11 protein-coding genes are annotated in these 16,980 nt (G+C 73.0%); 7 read left to right on the top strand and 4 right to left on the bottom strand.

The window, feature by feature from the left end; all coding sequences use genetic code 11:
• The first annotated feature begins 7 nt into the window (after positions 1-7).
• A complete protein-coding gene (locus Aiant_RS03670; RefSeq protein ID WP_189330936.1) occupies positions 8-1,945 on the top strand; it encodes a methyl-accepting chemotaxis protein in 1,938 nt (645 codons plus the stop codon).
• Between the two features lie 25 nt (positions 1,946-1,970).
• Positions 1,971-2,333: a DUF2203 domain-containing protein gene (locus Aiant_RS03665; RefSeq protein WP_189330935.1), complete on the top strand. Its 363-nt coding sequence runs from the start codon at positions 1,971-1,973 to the stop codon at positions 2,331-2,333.
• Here Aiant_RS03665 and Aiant_RS03660 read toward each other — a convergent pair.
• Positions 2,330-3,220, bottom strand: coding sequence for a LysR family transcriptional regulator (locus Aiant_RS03660; RefSeq protein ID WP_212846945.1), 891 nt, complete (start codon positions 3,218-3,220; stop codon positions 2,330-2,332). The genes Aiant_RS03665 and Aiant_RS03660 overlap by 4 nt on opposite strands.
• 71 nt (positions 3,221-3,291) lie before the next feature.
• Here Aiant_RS03660 and Aiant_RS03655 point away from each other — a divergent pair, with 71 nt between their 5' ends.
• The gene (locus tag Aiant_RS03655) at positions 3,292-4,134 is read left to right on the top strand and encodes an oxidoreductase (RefSeq protein WP_189330934.1); all 843 of its coding nucleotides are present in this window, start codon (positions 3,292-3,294) and stop codon (positions 4,132-4,134) included.
• Here Aiant_RS03655 and Aiant_RS03650 read toward each other — a convergent pair.
• The 3 genes from Aiant_RS03650 to Aiant_RS03640 all read right to left on the bottom strand — a co-directional run bounded on the left by Aiant_RS03650 (position 4,109) and on the right by Aiant_RS03640 (position 7,047).
• Positions 4,109-4,333 (bottom strand): helix-turn-helix transcriptional regulator, encoded by a 225-nt coding sequence (locus Aiant_RS03650; protein WP_306415822.1) that lies wholly within the window; start codon positions 4,331-4,333, stop codon positions 4,109-4,111. The two genes, Aiant_RS03655 and Aiant_RS03650, sit on opposite strands and share 26 nt — an antisense overlap.
• 59 nt (positions 4,334-4,392) lie before the next feature.
• Positions 4,393-4,869, bottom strand: a complete 477-nt coding sequence (locus Aiant_RS03645) for a DUF1203 domain-containing protein (protein ID WP_189330933.1) — start codon at positions 4,867-4,869, stop codon at positions 4,393-4,395.
• 75 nt (positions 4,870-4,944) lie between these two features.
• Positions 4,945-7,047 (bottom strand): FtsK/SpoIIIE domain-containing protein, encoded by a 2,103-nt coding sequence (locus tag Aiant_RS03640; protein WP_189330932.1) that lies wholly within the window; start codon positions 7,045-7,047, stop codon positions 4,945-4,947.
• A 107-nt stretch (positions 7,048-7,154) separates the two neighbouring features.
• On the opposite strand from Aiant_RS03640, the gene Aiant_RS03635 reads away from it, so the two are divergent.
• Genes Aiant_RS03635 through Aiant_RS03620 form a run of 4 tightly spaced genes read left to right on the top strand, consistent with a single transcriptional unit; the run spans position 7,155 to position 16,885 of the window.
• Positions 7,155-8,480 (top strand): hypothetical protein, encoded by a 1,326-nt coding sequence (locus Aiant_RS03635; protein WP_189330931.1) that lies wholly within the window; start codon positions 7,155-7,157, stop codon positions 8,478-8,480.
• Positions 8,481-9,644: an AAA family ATPase gene (locus Aiant_RS03630; RefSeq protein WP_189330930.1), complete on the top strand. Its 1,164-nt coding sequence runs from the start codon at positions 8,481-8,483 to the stop codon at positions 9,642-9,644. It abuts the gene before it with no gap.
• On the top strand, positions 9,641-10,855 hold the full coding sequence (locus Aiant_RS03625; RefSeq protein ID WP_189330929.1) for a vWA domain-containing protein: 1,215 nt from the start codon (positions 9,641-9,643) through the stop codon (positions 10,853-10,855). Before Aiant_RS03630 ends, Aiant_RS03625 begins: the two co-directional genes overlap by 4 nt.
• A gap of 51 nt (positions 10,856-10,906) precedes the next feature.
• The gene (locus Aiant_RS03620) at positions 10,907-16,885 is read left to right on the top strand and encodes a DUF7507 domain-containing protein (protein ID WP_189330928.1); all 5,979 of its coding nucleotides are present in this window, start codon (positions 10,907-10,909) and stop codon (positions 16,883-16,885) included.
• Positions 16,886-16,980: the final 95 nt, after the last annotated feature.

Below are 16,980 nucleotides of genomic sequence, written 5' to 3'. Positions count from 1 at the left end.
GTATGCCGTGACCATTCGGAACCGGCTCGTGCTCAGCGTGACGACGCTGCTGGTCGTCTCGGTGGCGCTGCTCGTCGTCGTGCTCGTCGCCGGCGCCTCCAGCAGCCTGAAGGACACGGCCCTGGCCGACGCCGAGCACCAGATGCAGGCGAACGCCGCGCAGGTGGAGCGGCGTTTCGACACCGCGTTCACGACCGCCCGCGACCTGGCGGCCACCCTCCAGACGATCGCTGTCCAGGACCCGCGGCGGGCGCTCGCCGACCGGGTGGAGAGCACCCTGCTGGCCGGCCACCCCGAGTACATGGCGGCCTGGTCGGCGTGGGAGCCGAACGCCTTCGACGGCCGGGACCGGCGGTATCGCAACACCACCGGCACCGACAAGACCGGGCGGTACATCTCGTACTGGCACCGCACCGAGTCGGGCGGGATCGCGGTGGACGCGCTCGCCGGGCTGGACGACCCGAACACCAACATCTGGTACGAGGGCCCGAAGAAGTCCGGGCAGGAGACGGTGCTCGAGCCGTACTCGTACGAGGTCAACGGCAAGCAACTGCTGATGACCTCGGCCGAGATGCCGCTGCTGCGGGACGGCCAGGTCGTCGGCGTCGCCGGTGTCGACCTCACCCTCGAATCGCTGACCACCCTGATCGGCGGCATGAAGCCGTTCGGCGTCGGCGCGGCCACCCTGGTCAGCGCCGCCGGAAACGTGGTCGCCGGCGGCAAGCCCGACCAGATCACCAAGCCGCTCGGCGGCCCGCTCGGCGAGCTGGCCGGCAAGGCGGTGCAGGGCCGGACCGCCCGGACCGTCACCGACGGGCAACTGCGCCTGGCCGTGCCGGTGACGATCGGCGCGAAGAGCACCTGGGCCCTGGTCGTCACCATCCCGGAGAGCGCCGTGCTGGCCCCCGCGCACCGGCTGCGCAACCTGGCGATCCTGCTCGCCGCGATCGCCCTCACCGTCAGCATCATCGCCACGCTGCTGGTCTCCCGGGCGATCGTGGCGCCGATCAACCGGCTGCGGGACCGGATGGCCGACATCGCCGACGGGGACGGCGACCTGACCCAGCGGGTCGACGAGTCACCGGACACCGAGGTCGGACAGCTCGGCATGGCGTTCAACCGGTTCGTGCTCAAGGTGGCCGGCACCGTACGCGGCATCGCCGGCGCCGCCGAGGACCTGAGCGTGGTCAGCGGCACCATCACCGACGTGTCCGGCCGGCTGGCCGGCAGCGCCCGCACCTCCGCCGAGCAGGCCGCGGTGGTCACCGACTCGGCCGGCCGGGTGTCGGCGAACGTGGAGACGGTGGCGGCCGGCGCGGGCGAGATGGGCGCCTCGATCCGGGAGATCGCCGAGAACGCCTCGGAGGCCGCCCGGGTCACCGCCGCGGCGGTGGAGACCGCGCAGCGCACCGGCGCGACCATGAGCCGGCTCGGCGAGTCCAGCGAGGAGATCGGCGCGGTCCTTCAGTCGATCACGTCGATCGCCGAGCAGACCAACCTGCTGGCCCTGAACGCCACCATCGAGTCGGCCCGGGCCGGCGAGATGGGCAAGGGGTTCGCGGTGGTCGCCAGCGAGGTCAAGGAGCTCGCCCAGGAGACCGCCCGGGCCACCGAGGACATCAGCGGCCGGATCGGCACGATCAAGGCGTCGGCCGCGGAGGCGATCGCCGCGATCGCCGCGATCACCGAGGTGATCAGCCAGATCAGCGGCTACTCGACGACGATCGCCAGCGCGGTGGAGGAGCAGACCGCCACGACCAACGAGATGAGCCGTTCGGTCGGTGACGCGGCGCAGGGCTCGCGGGAGATCGCCGCGGTCATCGGCGGGGTGTCCGACGCCGCCGCGAACACCACGGCGAGCGCCACCGAGACCCAGCGGGCCGCGGCCCAGCTCGCCGACCTCTCCGACCGGCTGCGCACCCTGGTCGGCTCGTTCCGCTACTGACGAACGCCTCTGATTAACTGTCGCCATGGGGCTGTTCACACTGGCGGAGGCGCGCTCGGAGCTGGAGCGGCTGCGCCCCGTCCTGGACGAGATCGTCACGCTGCGGGCCGACATGGTGGAGCTCTCCGCCGCGCTCGTCCCGGGTGGCGAGCCGACGTCGCTGGGCGGCCTGCCGGAGCGCAAGGCCGCCGAGGCCCGGCTCAACGAGCTGATGACGGTGATCCAGGAGTCCGGCGCGGAGCTCAAGAGCGTGGCGCCGCTGCTGGTCGACTTCCCGTCCGACCTCGACGGGGCGCCGGTCCTGCTCTGCTGGCTGGAGGGCGAGCCGGAGCTGGGCTGGTATCACCGTCACGACCTGGGTGTGGCCGGCCGTCGCCGACTCCCCTAACCGCCGCCGGGCAGGTCGGTGGTGGCGGCGAGCTCGGTGACGACGGCCTGGAGATGTGAGCGCATCGGATGGTCCCGGGCCGGGTTCCAGGCCAGCACCGTCTCGGCGACCTCCCCGGCGATCGGCACGAACACCACCCCGGACCGCCGGATGCTCGCCGCGGACCGCGCCAGCCGGGTCACCCCGACCCCGGCCGCGACCAGCCCGAGCAGGCTCGGCACCCCGCTCGCGCGCTGCACCACCCGTGGCGCGAACCCGGCCGCCGCGAAGTCCCGATCGTATTTCTCGTGCCACGGCGGCCACGACGAGCGCGGCGTGAGCACCCAGTCCTCGCCGGCCAGCTCGGCCAGGGTGACCGTGCCGGCGCCGGCGAGCCGATGCCCGGACGGCAGCACCGCGCACACCGGCTCGCTCGCGATCGTCCGGGTGGCCAGGTCGTCGACGAGCGGCGGCCGGGTGAACGCGACGTCGATCCGCCCCTCCCGCAGCCCGGCGACGAGCGCGTCGATCGGCAGGTCGTGGGTGGACAGCGCGACCCGCGGCAGCCGCTCGCGCACCGCCCGCACCACCGCGGGCAGCATGTAGTTCGCCGTCGAGGAGAGAAAACCCAGAGAGATCCGGTCGGTCGCGGCCCGCTGTGCTTGCGCGACGATCTCTTCGGTACGCGTGAGCACCTCCCGGGCACCGGGCAGCAGCGCCTCCCCGGCCGGCGTCAGCCGCGTCCCCCGGGTGTCCCGGTCGAACAGCCGCACCCCGATCTGGCGCTCCAGCACCCCGATCTGCTGCGACAGCGACTGCTGCGCGACGTGCAGCTGCGCGGCGGCCCTGGTGAAGCTGAGCTGCTCGGCCACCGCGACGAAGTACCGCAGCTGCCGCAGTTCCGTCACAGTCAGAGACTGTAACCGCGACCGGTAACCGGTGTTGGCCGCCGTCCCCGCCGGGCGGACAGAGTTGAGGCATGACGAAGCAGCAGACGCAACGGGTGTGGCTGATCACCGGATGTTCGGCGGGGTTCGGGCGGGAGCTGGCGCTGGCCGCGCTCGCCGCCGGGGACCGGGTGATGGCCACCGCGCGGGATCCGCGCCGGCTGGGCGAGCTGGTCGCGGCCGGCGGTGAGCGGCTGCGGACCGCGCCGCTCGACGTCACCGACAGCGCTCAGGTGGCAGCGGCCGTGGAGCGGACCGTCGCCGAGTTCGGCAGGATCGACGTGGTGGTGAACAACGCCGGCAACGGCAGCGTCGGCGCGGTCGAGGAGATGACCATGGCCGAGCTGCGGGAGCTGCTGGACGTGATGTTCTTCGGCGCGGTCGAGGTGACCAAGGCGGCGCTGCCGCACCTGCGCGCTCAGGGCAGCGGCGCGATCGTGCAGATCAGTTCGATGGGCGGGCAGCTCAGCATGCCGGGATTCGGCGCGTACTGCGCGGCGAAATTCGCCCTGGAGGGGCTCTCCGAGGCGCTGGCGGCCGAGGTCGGGCCGCTCGGCGTGCGCGTGCTGATCGTGGAACCGGGCGCGTTCCGCACCGAGTTCGGCGGGAGCCGGATGCACCGGTCGGCGGCGCTCGACGCGTACGCCGGCACGGTCGGGCCGACGCGGGCCGCGGTCGACGCGATGGACGGCAGCCAGCCGGGTGATCCGGCCAAGGCCGCCGCGGCGATCCTGACCGCTCTCGATCACCCGGCGCCGCCGTTGCGCCTGGCTCTGGGCGGCGATGCGGTGGACGCCATCGCCGCCCATCAGGAACGGCTGAGGAGTGAGCTGACCGGCTGGGAGAAACTCAGCCGGTCGACTGATCTTGAATGAAGTCGGTGTCCGGTGCGGTGTCCTGGGTGCGCTGGCGTGCGATCCACGCCTCGATGTCGACTTTCAGCCAGACGCGGCCCATGGCGAGGAAGTCATAGGGCTTGGGCCAGTCGGGGCGCTCGGAGAGTTGCTGAACACGCTGGCGGCTGAGCCCGAGCCGTTTGGCGATCTCGCCGGCTCCCATGAGATATTGCGGCACGCCTGCACTATAGTCGTGCGTCACCTAGTCGCGCGATAACTGGTCGTCCGTTCGATATCTCATCGTGAGCTGCGGGTCGCTACGAACATGAAGCAGCCGTAGGCGACATTGCGGCTGTGCACCTGCACCACCGCCGGGTCGGCGAAGACCTCGGCGAGCGCCCGGTCCGGATCCGAGCCGTCGTGCACCCTCGTGGCCGGATGGATCCAGCCGCGCTCGTCGTAGGCCCGCAGCACCTGCGGCCGGCCGCGCCACGCGGCCGGGTGGACGCCGCCCGCGCCCGCCGGATCGGGCCCGGCGCACCGTGCGGCATGCGCGAACACGGCCCCGACCTCCCGGTACGGACTGGCGGGCAGCGGTGGCTCGTACGTGAACAGCAGCAGTTCCTCGCCCGGCCGGGCGTCCCGCAGGCAGCAGCGCAGCGGCTCCCCACCGTCCGCGACCGTCCGGGCGAAGCCGGGACCGGCGGTGCCGGCGGCGTCCGCCCGGGCCTGCTCCAGCGCCGCCGCCGGGATGGCATGTACCTCGATGGTCATGGCTTCATCCTGCGGCCGGCGGCGGTCGTGGGTCTGGCGGGATTCGGACCTCTGACTGCGCGAGAGGGATCGGGGTCAGGCTGCCGTCCGGCGGGTGATGTCGTACAGGTGGTGGACGAGCTCGTGGACCGTGTGGCGGCCCAGCCAGAGCATGGTGCGGGTCGTGGGGGTGGGCCAGGGGTAGGTTCCGGGGCGTTCGAAACCGGACGGGGGTAATGCCGCGAACGCGGCGGCCAGCGCTTCGGCGGCCCGGTCCAGCGCGGTCAGGACGGTGTGCGGATCCTGGGCGTTGTACGCGTCGGTGACGACTCGTTCGTCGCGGCCCATCGGGGGGAAGTCCGGGTTGTCGCAGGACAGGGCCAGGAGTAGGCGTTCGCGTTGGACCTGGAGCACGTCGCGGACGTGGCAGGTGTACTCCAGCGGGGACCAGACGTCGGGTTCCGGGCGTCGGCGCAGGTCGGGGCTGGCGAGCAGGGCTGCGGCGAAAGAGGCGCCGGCGGTGCGCAGCCGGGCGGGCAGGTCGGCGGGGGCGACCGTCCGATACGTGAAACCGCACTCCGCGCAGTGGTCGGTGGCCAGTGCGGCGAGCAGGGCGGCGTGCGGGACGGTGGCCAGCTCGGGGCGGGTGGCCACGAAGTGCAGCGCCCGGCCCGGGTGGCCGGGAGCGGGGACGATGCCTCGGCCGGGACGGGTGGGTGGGATCGTGGCGGCCGCGCCGGGGCTGATCGCGGACTCGGCCGGGTCGGTGAGCCGCAGCTCCAGCCGAGATCCGAAATGGTCCGTGACACGGGGATCGAAATCGGACCAGCGGCCGGCGGTGACGATCAGGTGCACGCCGCGGCCGGAGCCTCGCCGGGCGATGTCCAGCAGGAGCTCGTGCCAGGCCGGCCGGGTGGCCCAGAACTCGGGCCAGTCGTCGATGATGACGACGGTGTCGCCGCGCGGGAGGTCCAGGGCGGCGTAGAGGTCGTTTCTCAGCGCGTCGTCGGCGGTGGTGGGGCCGAGGACGCCGTGGACGACGGGTAGCTGCCGGTGGACGGTGTCCAGAGACTCGGGGACGAGGACGCGGACTGCCGGGGCGGTGTGCGAGAGGGCCAGGGCCGCGATGATCGTACGCAAGATGGTGGATTTGCCGCTGCCGTGACCGCCGACCACCGCGACGTGCCCGGCGATCGGCAGCCAGACGGTGTCCCGGCGGTGTTCCCGGGGCTTGTCGAGCACCGCGACCGGCACCTGCAACGCGCCGTGCAGGGTGCGGTCGGCGAACACGAGACCGTGATCGGGATCGGACACGACCGGTCCGGCGAGCTCGTCGAGGGCCGGGGCCTCGTCGAGCGGCGGCAGCCAGATGCGATGGGTGGGCGGGCGGCCGGAGCCGAGGTGGTCGAGGGCGGTGCCGGCCGGTGTGGCGGTGGCCAGGGTGAAGGGGAGGGCCTGGTCGGTGCCGAGGCGGAGGAGGCCGTGACCGGGAGTGATCGCGTTGGTGGTGGGGGAGTCGAGGACGAAGCCGGGGGCGTGCGGGAGGGCGATCCGGTAGGAGAGGTAGCCGGCCAGGCCGTGCAGCTCCGGGTCGGCCGGGACGTGCGGGTTCGGGCCGGCGGGGACGGTCAGCAGCAGGTGGATGCCGCGGGCGCGGCCCAGCCAGCCGAGGCGGCGGAGGGTGTCGAGCAGGCCGGGGTGTGCGGTGAGCAGGGCGGGGAGGTCGTGGCAGAGCAGGAGCAGCGCGGGCATCGGTGGCTGGTTCGCGGTCTTGCGCAGGTACCCGCTGTGACTGGTGCAACCGGCCGCCACCAGCAGGCGCTTGCGGCGTGACGACTCGCCCTCGAGGACTTCGATCAAGCGGGGGACGAGGTCCGGGCGCGAGGCGTCGAGCGACACGGCCGTGTGCGGTAGCCGATCCAGCCCGTCGAACGCCGCCGTCCCCGCGTCCAGCAGCACGAACGTGACCTCGTCCGCGGTGTGCGCGGCGGCCAGCCCGAGCAGCGTCGTGCGCAGCAGGCCGGCGGTGCCGTCCCCGGCGATCAGGCCGTGCGGTCCCATGCCGCCGTCCACGGCCTCCTTGAGGTCCAGCCGGACCGGCGTGCCGTCGGCGGCGTGACCGATGACGATCCGCAGCCGATCGCTGGCTGGGGCGGAGAGGCGGGCCGGGGCCTGGTCGTCGGGCAGCACATCGGGCACGGTAGTACAGAAAGTGGATGACGGGGTGGCGGCGACCGGTTAGGCTGCCCGGCGATGCTTACCTCGGAATCCGGGAAGGGGGACATGCCCACCAGAAGTGAGTGCTGATGCGCTCCCTCCTGGACGGTCATCCCCGTCTCCTCGCCTGGCGGCGCGTGCGCGAGTTCGCCGTGCCGCCCACCATGATCGAGTCGACTGCCGCCCGGCTGCGGGCCGGTGACTGGGCCGGGGCGTGCGCCGCGGCGCGCGTCGATCCGGAACTGGATCCGCGGGCGATCGGTCGCCGTCACGGCCGCGAGCTGGCCGCTGAGATTCGCGCTGACCTGCGGAATCTTGTGCCGGATCTGCTTCGCTGGCACTTCCCGCGAGTGGATTCCGGTCTGCTGCGGCCCGGTCTGACCGTGTCGCTGGCCCGATACGGGCCGCGGCTGCACCTGGTCGCCCGGACCGCTCCCGGCTGGGCCGACGCCGACCAGCGGATCTCTCTCGCGCTCGGGGACGGCACCGCTGACGGCCGGCATCCGCACCCGCGCCCGCATCGCCGGTTCCGCCTCGACCTGCATCGCCACCTCTGGGACGCCCGCCGCACCGCGGAACTGGCCGACCGTGCCGGCGCGCTGACCTGGCCGTCGGGTGCGGCGACGGGCTTGTCACCGGACGAGATGGACGGCTGCGCCCTCCATCGGTGGGCGGCCGAGGCGGACATCCTGCGGTTCGCCGAGGGCCGGGAGGACGACCCGGTTTTCGTACGCCTGACCGCCCGTGATCACCGTGAGCTGACCGCGTCGCCGTCACCGGGCGGCCCGGGCGCCGGTCACCACGGCGTCGCGCGACGTTCCGTGGAACCGGACGCGCTGATCCTGCCGGACGCGGCCACCTGGCTGCTGCCGGACCTCGAACTGCTGCGCGCTGGCCTGATCGATGCCGGACAGCTGCACCCGTTGGTCGCCGCGTCCCTGGCACCCGGGCACGGGCGCTCCGGCCCCGAGGCGCCCGGGGTCGCGGACGGGGTGCGGCTGGTCGAGTGCCGGGGGAGGCAGCATCGGATCGGCCTGGTCGACGGGGTGCTGTCCGCCCTCGACCATGACGCGGACGAGCTGGTGCGCGAGGAGATCCTGGTGGCCTTCGGCGGTCCGCCGGTGGCGTGTCTGCGGGTGATCGAGCAGTCGACGCGCCGGCCGGAGAGCCTGGCGGACATCCGGGCTCGCCTCGACCACGGGGACCTCGCCGGGGCGCTGGCGGCGGTGGAGGGGCTGCTCGGGCCGGGTGCCGTGCTGCGGGACGGGCCGTTGCGGGACGAGCTGGTTCGCATCGAGCGGCGGCACGGGACCTACGAGCGGTACCGGACCGCGCCGACTGTTCAACCGCCGCCGCGGCGCAGGGAGCTGCCGCGCCGGCTCCGAACGACCACTACCACAAAGGTGATCTACTGAATGACGCTTGACATCGCTGCTGAACTGCTGGGACTGCTTGCTGACACGACGACCGAGGAGCGGCCCAACGCGCAGTTGGAGGCGCTCACGCTGGCCGTCGCGGCGGACCTGCCGGTGTTGCTCTGGGGTGAGCCGGGGATCGGCAAGACGGCCGCGCTCCACCAGCTCGCCGAGTCGCTCGACCTGCCGCTGACCACGGTGATCGCGAGCGTGCACGAGCCCACCGACTTCTCCGGCCTGCCGGTGATCGGCGCCGATCCGGCGGTGCACGGGGTCCCGATGGCGCCGCCGGACTGGGCGGTACGGCTCGCCGAGGCGGGGCGTGGGCTGCTCTTCCTCGACGAGTTGTCGACCGCGCCGCCGGCGGTGCAGGCCGCCCTGCTGCGGCTGGTGCTGGAACGCCGGGTCGGTGCGCTGACGCTGCCGCCCGGGGTACGGATCGTCGCGGCGGCCAACCCGCGGGGCTCGGCGGCCGACGGGTGGGAGCTGAGCGCGCCGCTGGCGAACCGGTTCGTGCATCTCCGGTGGACCTACGAGCACGACGTGGTGGTGCGGGGGCTGGGCGGGACCTGGCCGCGGACGACGCTGCCGCGGCTCGACCCGGGGCGGCTGACCGAGGCGGTGGCCCACGGGCGGCGGGCGGTGTGTGAGCTGCTGACCGCGCGGCCCAAGCTGGTGCACCAGCTGCCGAAGTCGGAGACCCAGCGGGGCGGAGCCTGGCCTTCGCCGCGGACCTGGGACATGGCGGTGCGGATGATCGCGTTCGCGACGGCGGCGGGCACCTCGCGGGAGGTGCTGTCGATGCTGGTCCGGGGCGTGGTCGGGGACGGTCCCGGGCTGGAGCTGCTGGCGCTGCTGGATCGGATGGAGCTGCCCGATCCGGAGGAGCTGCTCGCCGATCCGGGTGCGGCGGCGCTGCCGGAGCGGGGGGACCTGCGGCAGGTCGTACTGGAAGGGGTGGTCGAAGCGGTCCGGCGGAACGCGGACCGGGCGCGGTGGGAAGCGGCCTGGATGATCCTGGTCCGGGCGCTGGACGGTGGCGCACCGGACCTGGTCGTGGTGCCCGCCGGGAACCTGGCCGAGCTGCGCCGCGACGACTGGCCGCTGCCGGCCGGGCTGGAACGGCTGGCCGGAGCGATGCACGTGGCGCGGCGGGCGGCATGAGCGGGAGCGCCGAGAGGCTGGACACCGAGAAGCTGTACGCGGCCCGGCTGTTCGCGGTGCGGGCCCGGCCCTACCTGGCGTCGGCCCTGTTCGCGCTGCACGTGGTGGCGTCGCCGCGGACCCCGACGATGGCGGTGGACCGGTACTGGCGGTGTTACGTGTCGCCGGACTTCGTGGCGCGCACGCCGATGGAGGAGCTGGCCGGGGTCTGGGTGCACGAGGTGTCGCACCTGCTGCGTGACCATCACGGGCGCGGCGATCGTTATGTCGCCAGACACGAGCTGACCGGTCCCGGGGTGCGGCTGATGCTGAACATCGCGGCGGACTGCGAGATCAACGACGACGTGTACGGCGACGGGCTGCGCTTCCCGGCCGGCGCGGTGCATCCGGCGACCCTGCGACTGCCGCCGAACGAGCTGATGGAGGACTACCTGCCGAGGTTCCGGCTCGGGCCGTTCACCGACGGGTACGCCTGGCTGGACTGCGGGAGCGGGGCGGACGGCGGCGAGCGGCCGTGGGACCTCGGCCCGGACGGGGCGCACGGGCTGACCGAGCACGAGCGGGACGCGGTCCGGTTTCGGGTGGCGCAGGCGATCAACGGGCGGCCCGGTGACGCGCCGCGGGGGTGGCGGCGGTGGGCCGAGGAGGCGTTTCACCCACCGCAGCCGTGGCGGGAGCTGCTGGGTGCGGCGGTGCGGGCGGCGTCGGCTTCGGCCGGGGCGGGCGACGATTACACGTACCGTAAACCGGCCCGGAGGGGCGCGGCGCTGCCGCGCGTCGTGCTGCCCGCCCTGCGTCGCAACCCCCCTCGCGTCTGCGTCGTGATCGACACCTCGGGGTCGGTCAGCGACGAGGAGCTCGGGATCGCGCTGCTGGAGGTGGCGGCGATCGGGCGGGCCGTGGGCGGGCGGCGCGAGCTGCTCGGCGTGGTGTCCTGCGACGCGGCGGCCGGGGTGGCCGTGCCGATCTGCCGGGGCGAGGGGATTCCCCTGATCGGCGGCGGCGGGACCGACCTGCGGGCCGGGTTCGCCAGCGCGCTGCGGACCCGGCCGGACGTGATCGTGGCGCTGACCGACGGGTGGACGCCGTGGCCCGGCTCGCCGCCGCCGTGCCGGACGGTGGTCGGCCTGTTCCGGCGCAGGGTCCGCGAGGACCTGGACCATACCGTGCCGTGCCCGCCGGAATGGGCACGTGTGGTGAAGATCGGATGATCTGACGGAAAGGCGAGAAGGGTTCGGATATCGCCGCTAGGTTGTGGTTTCGTGGTCCTCCGTCGCTGCACTCACCACCTGCTGGTGCCGCTCCTGCTGGCCCTGTGCTGCCTGCTGGTGTTCGCGCCGGCCCGGCAGCAGCCGGCCAGGGCGGCGCAGAGCACCTGTTCCGCACCGGTGAGTCTGATCAACGGCGACTTCGAGGCCCCGGCGATCGCGGCCAACTCGATGTCGCTGATCAACGAGGGACCGGACATGCCGGGCTGGAAGACCACCGCGCCGGACCACGTGTTCGAGTTGTGGCACGAGGTGCGGCAGAACTTCAACGCCGGCTCCGGGGTGCAGTTCGTCGAGCTGAACGCGAACTACGTCTCGACGCTGTACCAGGACGTGGCGACCACGCCGGGCCAGACGATGCGCTGGGAGCTCAAGCACCGGGGCCGGCTCGGTACCGACGTGATGGCCGTCAAGATCGGTCCGGCCGGTGGCACGCTGGTCCAGCAGGGCGGCCCGATCTCCGACGCGAACACCGCGTGGGGCGTGTCGTCGCTCAACTACACGGTGCCGCCCGGGCAGACCATGACCCGGTTCGCGTTCGAGTCGGTCTCGGCGGCGCAGAACAAGCCGACGTACGGCAACTTCCTGGACGGCATCTCGTTCGGCACCGCGGCGTGCCTGCTGACCAGCACCGCGGTCAGCGCGGCCACCGCGAACGCCGGGGACACCCTGACCTACACGGTCAACGCCGAGAACCGGGGCGGCAACCCGGCCCAGCAGACCGTGCTCAGCAACCCGCTGCCGCCGGGCACCACGTTCGTCCCCGGGTCGATCCGGTCGATCACCGGGTCCAGCAGCACCACGGTCAGCGACGCGGCCGACGGCGACACCGGGGAGTACGACGCGGCCACACGCACGGTGCGGGTCCGAGCCGGGACCGGGGCCGGTGGCAGCGCCGGCGGGACCATCCCGGTGGGGGAGGCGCGGTCGTTCTCGTACCAGGTGAAGGTGACCACCGCGGCGGCCGAGACGACGCTCGGCGACGTGGGCGAGGCGACCTACACCGAGCCGATCTCCGGGTCCCGGATCACCTCGACCGGCAGCACCGCCACGACCGCCGTCGCGGCGGCGGCGGACCTGCGGATCAGCGCCGCGGTCGGACCCGGCGGGGTGGTGGCCGGGCGGCCCGCCACCACCGCCCTGACGGTCACCAACGCCGGGCCGAGCACCGCCGCGGCCGTGCAGGTCACCGCGGTGGTCCCGTTCGGCATCGTGAACGTCGGGGCGACCATGCCCGGGGCCACGTGCACGATCACCGGGCAGAACGCGCGCTGCGACCTGGCGAGCATGGCGTCCGGGGCGAGCGGGGTGATGACGGTCAGCGGGGACCTCATACCGCAGGCGACACCCGGGGCGCAGGCGACGCTGACCTCGGCGGTGAGCAGTGCGACGTACGAGGTGAACCAGGCGGACAACGCGGCCTCGGTCAGCGCCGCGGTGGCCACCGTCGCCGACGTCGGGGTGACCATGACCAACACGCCGGGGGTGGCCGGCTCGCCGATCACCTACACCGCCACGGTCACCAACGCCGGCCCGTCGATGGCCCGCAGCCTGGTGCTCACCGACGTGATCCCGCTGGCCACCGCGACGTACACCAGCGCCGCCGGCGGCACCTGCGCGGTCAACGCGATCGGCTCCCTGGAGTGCCAGCTGGCCGACATGCTGCCCGGGGCCACCACGACGGTCACCATCAACATGACGTTGAAGGCGTCCGGCGGCGGCGCGGTCAACAACGCGGTCTCGATCACCTCCAGCACCCCGGACCCGTCGGCGGCGAACAACAACTTCTCCGTGCAGTCGGCCGGCACCGCGGTGGCCGACGTCGGGGTGAGGCTGGGATTGAGCCAGCTCAGCGCGTATGCCGGGGACACCGTGACCTACACGCTGACGGTCACCAACTACGGCCCGTCGGACGCCACCAACGTCACCTTCGCCACGGTGACCCCGCCCGGCGTCACCATCGCGCGCAACCCGCCGTTCTGCACCCCGACGGTCTGCACCGTCGGCACCCTGCCGGCCGGCGCCAGCATCCCGCTCTCCGGCACCGCCACGCTCGGCCCGAACGCGGCCGCGGGCCCCGGGTTCGCCAGCACCACGGTCATCTCGCCGACCACCGACAACAACGCGGCCAACGACACCGACACGATCAACTTCACCGTGCTCCTGCGGTCCGACCTGTCGGTCACCCAGACGCTGAGCAACAGCACCGTTCCCGGCGACCCGCTGGTCGCCGGGCAAAATGTCACCGGCGTCGTCCGGGTCACCAACAACGGGCAGACCCGGTCGGAGGGCGTGGTGCTGCGCCAGGCGGTCCCGGCCGGCTGGCCGGTTCCGACGACCAGCACCACGGGCGGCGGCAGCTGCACCTTCCAGGGCACCGTGGTCGGCGGATCCACCCCGGACGGCGGTAGTTACGTCTGCAACCTGGCGACGCTGGCCACCTCGGCGACCTGGCAGATCACCTTCGCCGGGGTGCAACTGGCCACCGGGTACAGCAGCACGGTCTACAGCCGCGCCGCGACCGTCTCGTCGAGCACCCCGGACCCGGACGGCGCCAACGACAGCGTGACCACCACGGCCGCCGTGGAGCAGCACGCCGACCTGGAGGTCGTCAAGGTCGTCACCAGCAGCACCTCGATCGTGCAGTCCGAGGAGGTGGACTTCGAAGCCCGGGTGATCAACCACGGTCCGTCCGACGGCACCAACGTCGTGCTGCGGGAGAGCCCGGACGCCGGTCTCAGCATCACCTCCGGGACGGCTACCAACGGCACCTTCGACACCACCACGCAGAGCTGGACGATCCAGCGGATCACTCCCGGTGGCGCGCCCGGCGGGGTGCTGACGCTGCACGGCACGGCGCTGGGCAGCGGCACGCTGAACAACAGCACCCGGATCATCGCCGCCGACGGCACCGACCCGGACCCGGCCAACAACACCGCGACCGCCGGGGTCACCGCCGCTCCGGCCGCACCCGCACTGAGCATCGTCTCCACCACGACTCCGTCGGCGTCCCCGGCCGGGGTGGGCGCGACGATCCCGTACACCTACGAGGTGCGCAACACCGGCAACCTGCCGATGACCTCACTGACCCTCAGCGGGAACCTGAGCGGCTCGTCCACCTGCGCGCCGACGAGCGTGGCGGTCGGCGCGGTCGCGACCTGCACCGGCTCGGTCTTCTCGGTGACCGCCACCGAGGTGCTGGCGAACACCCCGATCACCGACACGGTCACCGCGCAGGCGCTGAACACCAGCACCGTGCTCCCGGCCACCTATGCCCAGCTCAGTTACAGCGTGCCGGTCGCCGTGCCGCACGCCTCGCTGTCGGTGGTGCTCACCCCGACCGTCAGCACCGCCAGCCGGCAGAACGCGGCCGCCAAGAACGACACGATCGCGTACACCTACGACGTCACCAACAACGGCAACGTGCCGATGAACGGCATCATGCTCACCGACACCAGGGGCAACACCATCGCCTGCCCTCCTCCGGCCAACCTGGCCATCGGGGCGTCGATGACCTGCGACCACACGCCGAGCCCCGGATATCAGGTGCAGCAGTCGGACATCGACGCCGGGACGCCGATCACCAACACGGCCACGGCCACGTCGGCCAACCCGGTGGGCAGTTTCGCCTCGCCGGTCAGCTCGGTGGCGGTGGCCGCGGCCGCGCCCGCGCTGGACATCACGGTGGTGCGGACCGGCTCCAGCTCGCCGGTCCGGGTCAACGACACGATCAGTTACCAGTACACGATCCGTAACCTGGGCAACGTCGGACTGGACACGGTCAGCGTGACCGACTCGAACATCACCTCGGTCAACTGCCCGGCGTCGGTGATCGCCGAGGGCGGCACCCTGGTCTGCACGTCGTCCGCGCCGTACACCGTGGTGCAGGGCGACATCGACGCCGGCGTGCCGGTGCTCAACGACGCGATCGTGGACGCGCGGAGCGTCGCGCCCGGTCACCTGCCGGTCAGCGCGGAGAGCTCGGTCCCGGTCCCGGTGGTGGGCTCCGGGCCGGCGCTGACCGTGACGACCACCGCGCAGGTGACGCCGGTCGGGCACGCCGCGGCGCTGGAGCCCGGCGACACGATCGCGCTCACCCACCGGGTCCGCAACACCGGCAACGTGACCATGCGGCTGGGCGTGGTCAGTGACACGCTGACCGGGACGGCCGGCTGCGACATGGTCACGCTGCCGGTCGGGGGCACGGCCATCTGCACCGGGGGTGTCGTGTACCAGGTCAGCCAGGACGACTACGACACCGGGGTGGCGATCGCGGCGACCACCCGGGTCACCGCCCGCGCGCCGGGGGAGGCGAGTGCCAGCACGTACGCCACCACGGCGGTCAGCGTGCCGATGGGGATCGGCAGCCCCGTGCTGACCATCACCACCGGCGCCACCCTGGTCACGCCGTCGGCGCACACCACCGCGGTCGAGGAGGGCGACATCGTCGCGTTCGGCTTCCTGGTGACCAACGCCGGCACGCTCAGCATGCGTACGGTGACCGTCACCGACAGCCGGACCGGCCAGGCCACCTGCCCGGCCTCGATCCTGTCGCCCGGCGGGACGATGACCTGCGTCTCGGCCGGATACACCGTGCGGCAGGCGGACATCGACGCCGGGTACCCGCTGACCAGCACCGCCAAGGTGAGCGGGCGGGCCGGCAACGGGCCGGTCCAGGAGTTCGGCCCGGCCGCCACCCGGGTGCCGGTCGTGGTCGGCGCACCGTCGCTGGACGCGCAGGCGATCGGCCGGGTGACCCCGGCCGAGCACCAGGCCGGCCCGGTCGCCGGTGACACGGTGACCTGGACGTATCGGGTGGTCAACAACGGCAACCAGACGATCGGCGACGTGGCGGTCAGCGGGCCCGGGACCATCGTCTGCCCGCAGACCGGGCTGACGGTGCGGGAGGCGATGACCTGTACCACGGACGAGCGGCGCGTGGTCACCCAGCAGGAGGTGGACCGGGGGCAGCCGATCACGACCAAGGTGTCGGTGGCCGGCCGGGCGCCGGACGGGGAGCACAGCTTCGGGCCGTTCAGCGGGACGGTCGCGGTGGTGGCGGGGCAGCCGGCGCTGGACGTCGAGCTGACCGTTTCCGCGGGCTCCGGCAATTCCGGGGTAACCACGGGTGACCTGCTGAAGTACACGTACGTCGTGCACAACGGCGGGAACGTCACGGTCGGCGACGTCACGGTCGATCACGCCCGGGGCGGGACGGTCGCCTGTGACAGCGTGCGGCTGGCGCCCGGGGAGGCGACGAACTGCAAGGCGGTGGCGGCGTACCGGGTGACCCAGGCGGACGTGGACGCGGCGACACCGATCGTGGACAAGGCGGTTGCGCGCGGGGTGGTGCCGGGGTCGGGGCAGAAGGTGGCGTCCAAACCGGACAGCACCACGGTGCCGCTGGCCGCACCGACCCCGAAGCTGAGCGGCGGGCAGACCGCGGTCTGGGCGGACACCGACAGCGACGGGCAGTTCGGGCCCGGGGACGACGTCATCTCCACGATCGTGGTGACCAACACCGGGAACGTCACGCTGATCAACGTCCGGGTGACCGGGCTGCCGGCCGCCGTGACCTGTGAGGCGACCCGGCTGGCGCCGAAGGCGTCGACGATCTGCCGGTCGGCGGTCTACCACCTGACCAGGAAGCAGATCGCGGCCGGGAAGCAGACGTTCGAGGCGAAGATCGCCGGGGATCTGGTCGACCCGGACGCGGACAACGTGACGGCGGACGCCCCGTCGACCGTGGCGGTGCCGGCGAAGAAGCCGGCGCCGAAGCCGTCCAAGCCGGCCGTGCCCGGACATCAGAGACCCCCGGGAGCGTTCCCGGTGACCGGGCAGGCGGCGGGTGTCGTCGTGCTGATCGGGCTGGGGCTGGTCGTGGCCGGCCTGGTCCTGTTCGTGGCGACTCGCGGGCCGGCGCCGGGTGCGCGGGGCGCGCACGGCGCCTACCGGCCGGCTCATCGGAGGTGAGTGGGTGGGGAATGGCCGAGGGGCCGGGCCGTTCCCCACCCATGATCAGGGTGGGGCGCTGGGCGGGGCCGCCGCCGGCGCCGAACACATTGTCG

The sequence above is a fragment of the Actinoplanes ianthinogenes genome, assembly GCF_018324205.1.
Lineage (GTDB): Bacteria > Actinomycetota > Actinomycetes > Mycobacteriales > Micromonosporaceae > Actinoplanes > Actinoplanes ianthinogenes.
This window is presented reverse-complemented; position numbering and strand designations above follow the sequence as displayed.

What these genes read in the sequence shown, in the direction of transcription:
- Aiant_RS03665 (WP_189330935.1), top strand. Translation starts at nt 1,971, where the DNA reads ATGGGGCTGTTCACACTGGCGGAGGCGCGCTCGGAGCTGGAGCGGCTG.
- Aiant_RS03655 (WP_189330934.1), top strand. Translation starts at nt 3,292, where the DNA reads ATGACGAAGCAGCAGACGCAACGGGTGTGGCTGATCACCGGATGTTCG.
- Aiant_RS03645 (WP_189330933.1), bottom strand. Translation starts at nt 4,869, where the DNA reads ATGACCATCGAGGTACATGCCATCCCGGCGGCGGCGCTGGAGCAGGCC.
- Aiant_RS03635 (WP_189330931.1), top strand. Translation starts at nt 7,155, where the DNA reads ATGCGCTCCCTCCTGGACGGTCATCCCCGTCTCCTCGCCTGGCGGCGC.
- Aiant_RS03630 (WP_189330930.1), top strand. Translation starts at nt 8,481, where the DNA reads ATGACGCTTGACATCGCTGCTGAACTGCTGGGACTGCTTGCTGACACG.
- Aiant_RS03625 (WP_189330929.1), top strand. Translation starts at nt 9,641, where the DNA reads ATGAGCGGGAGCGCCGAGAGGCTGGACACCGAGAAGCTGTACGCGGCC.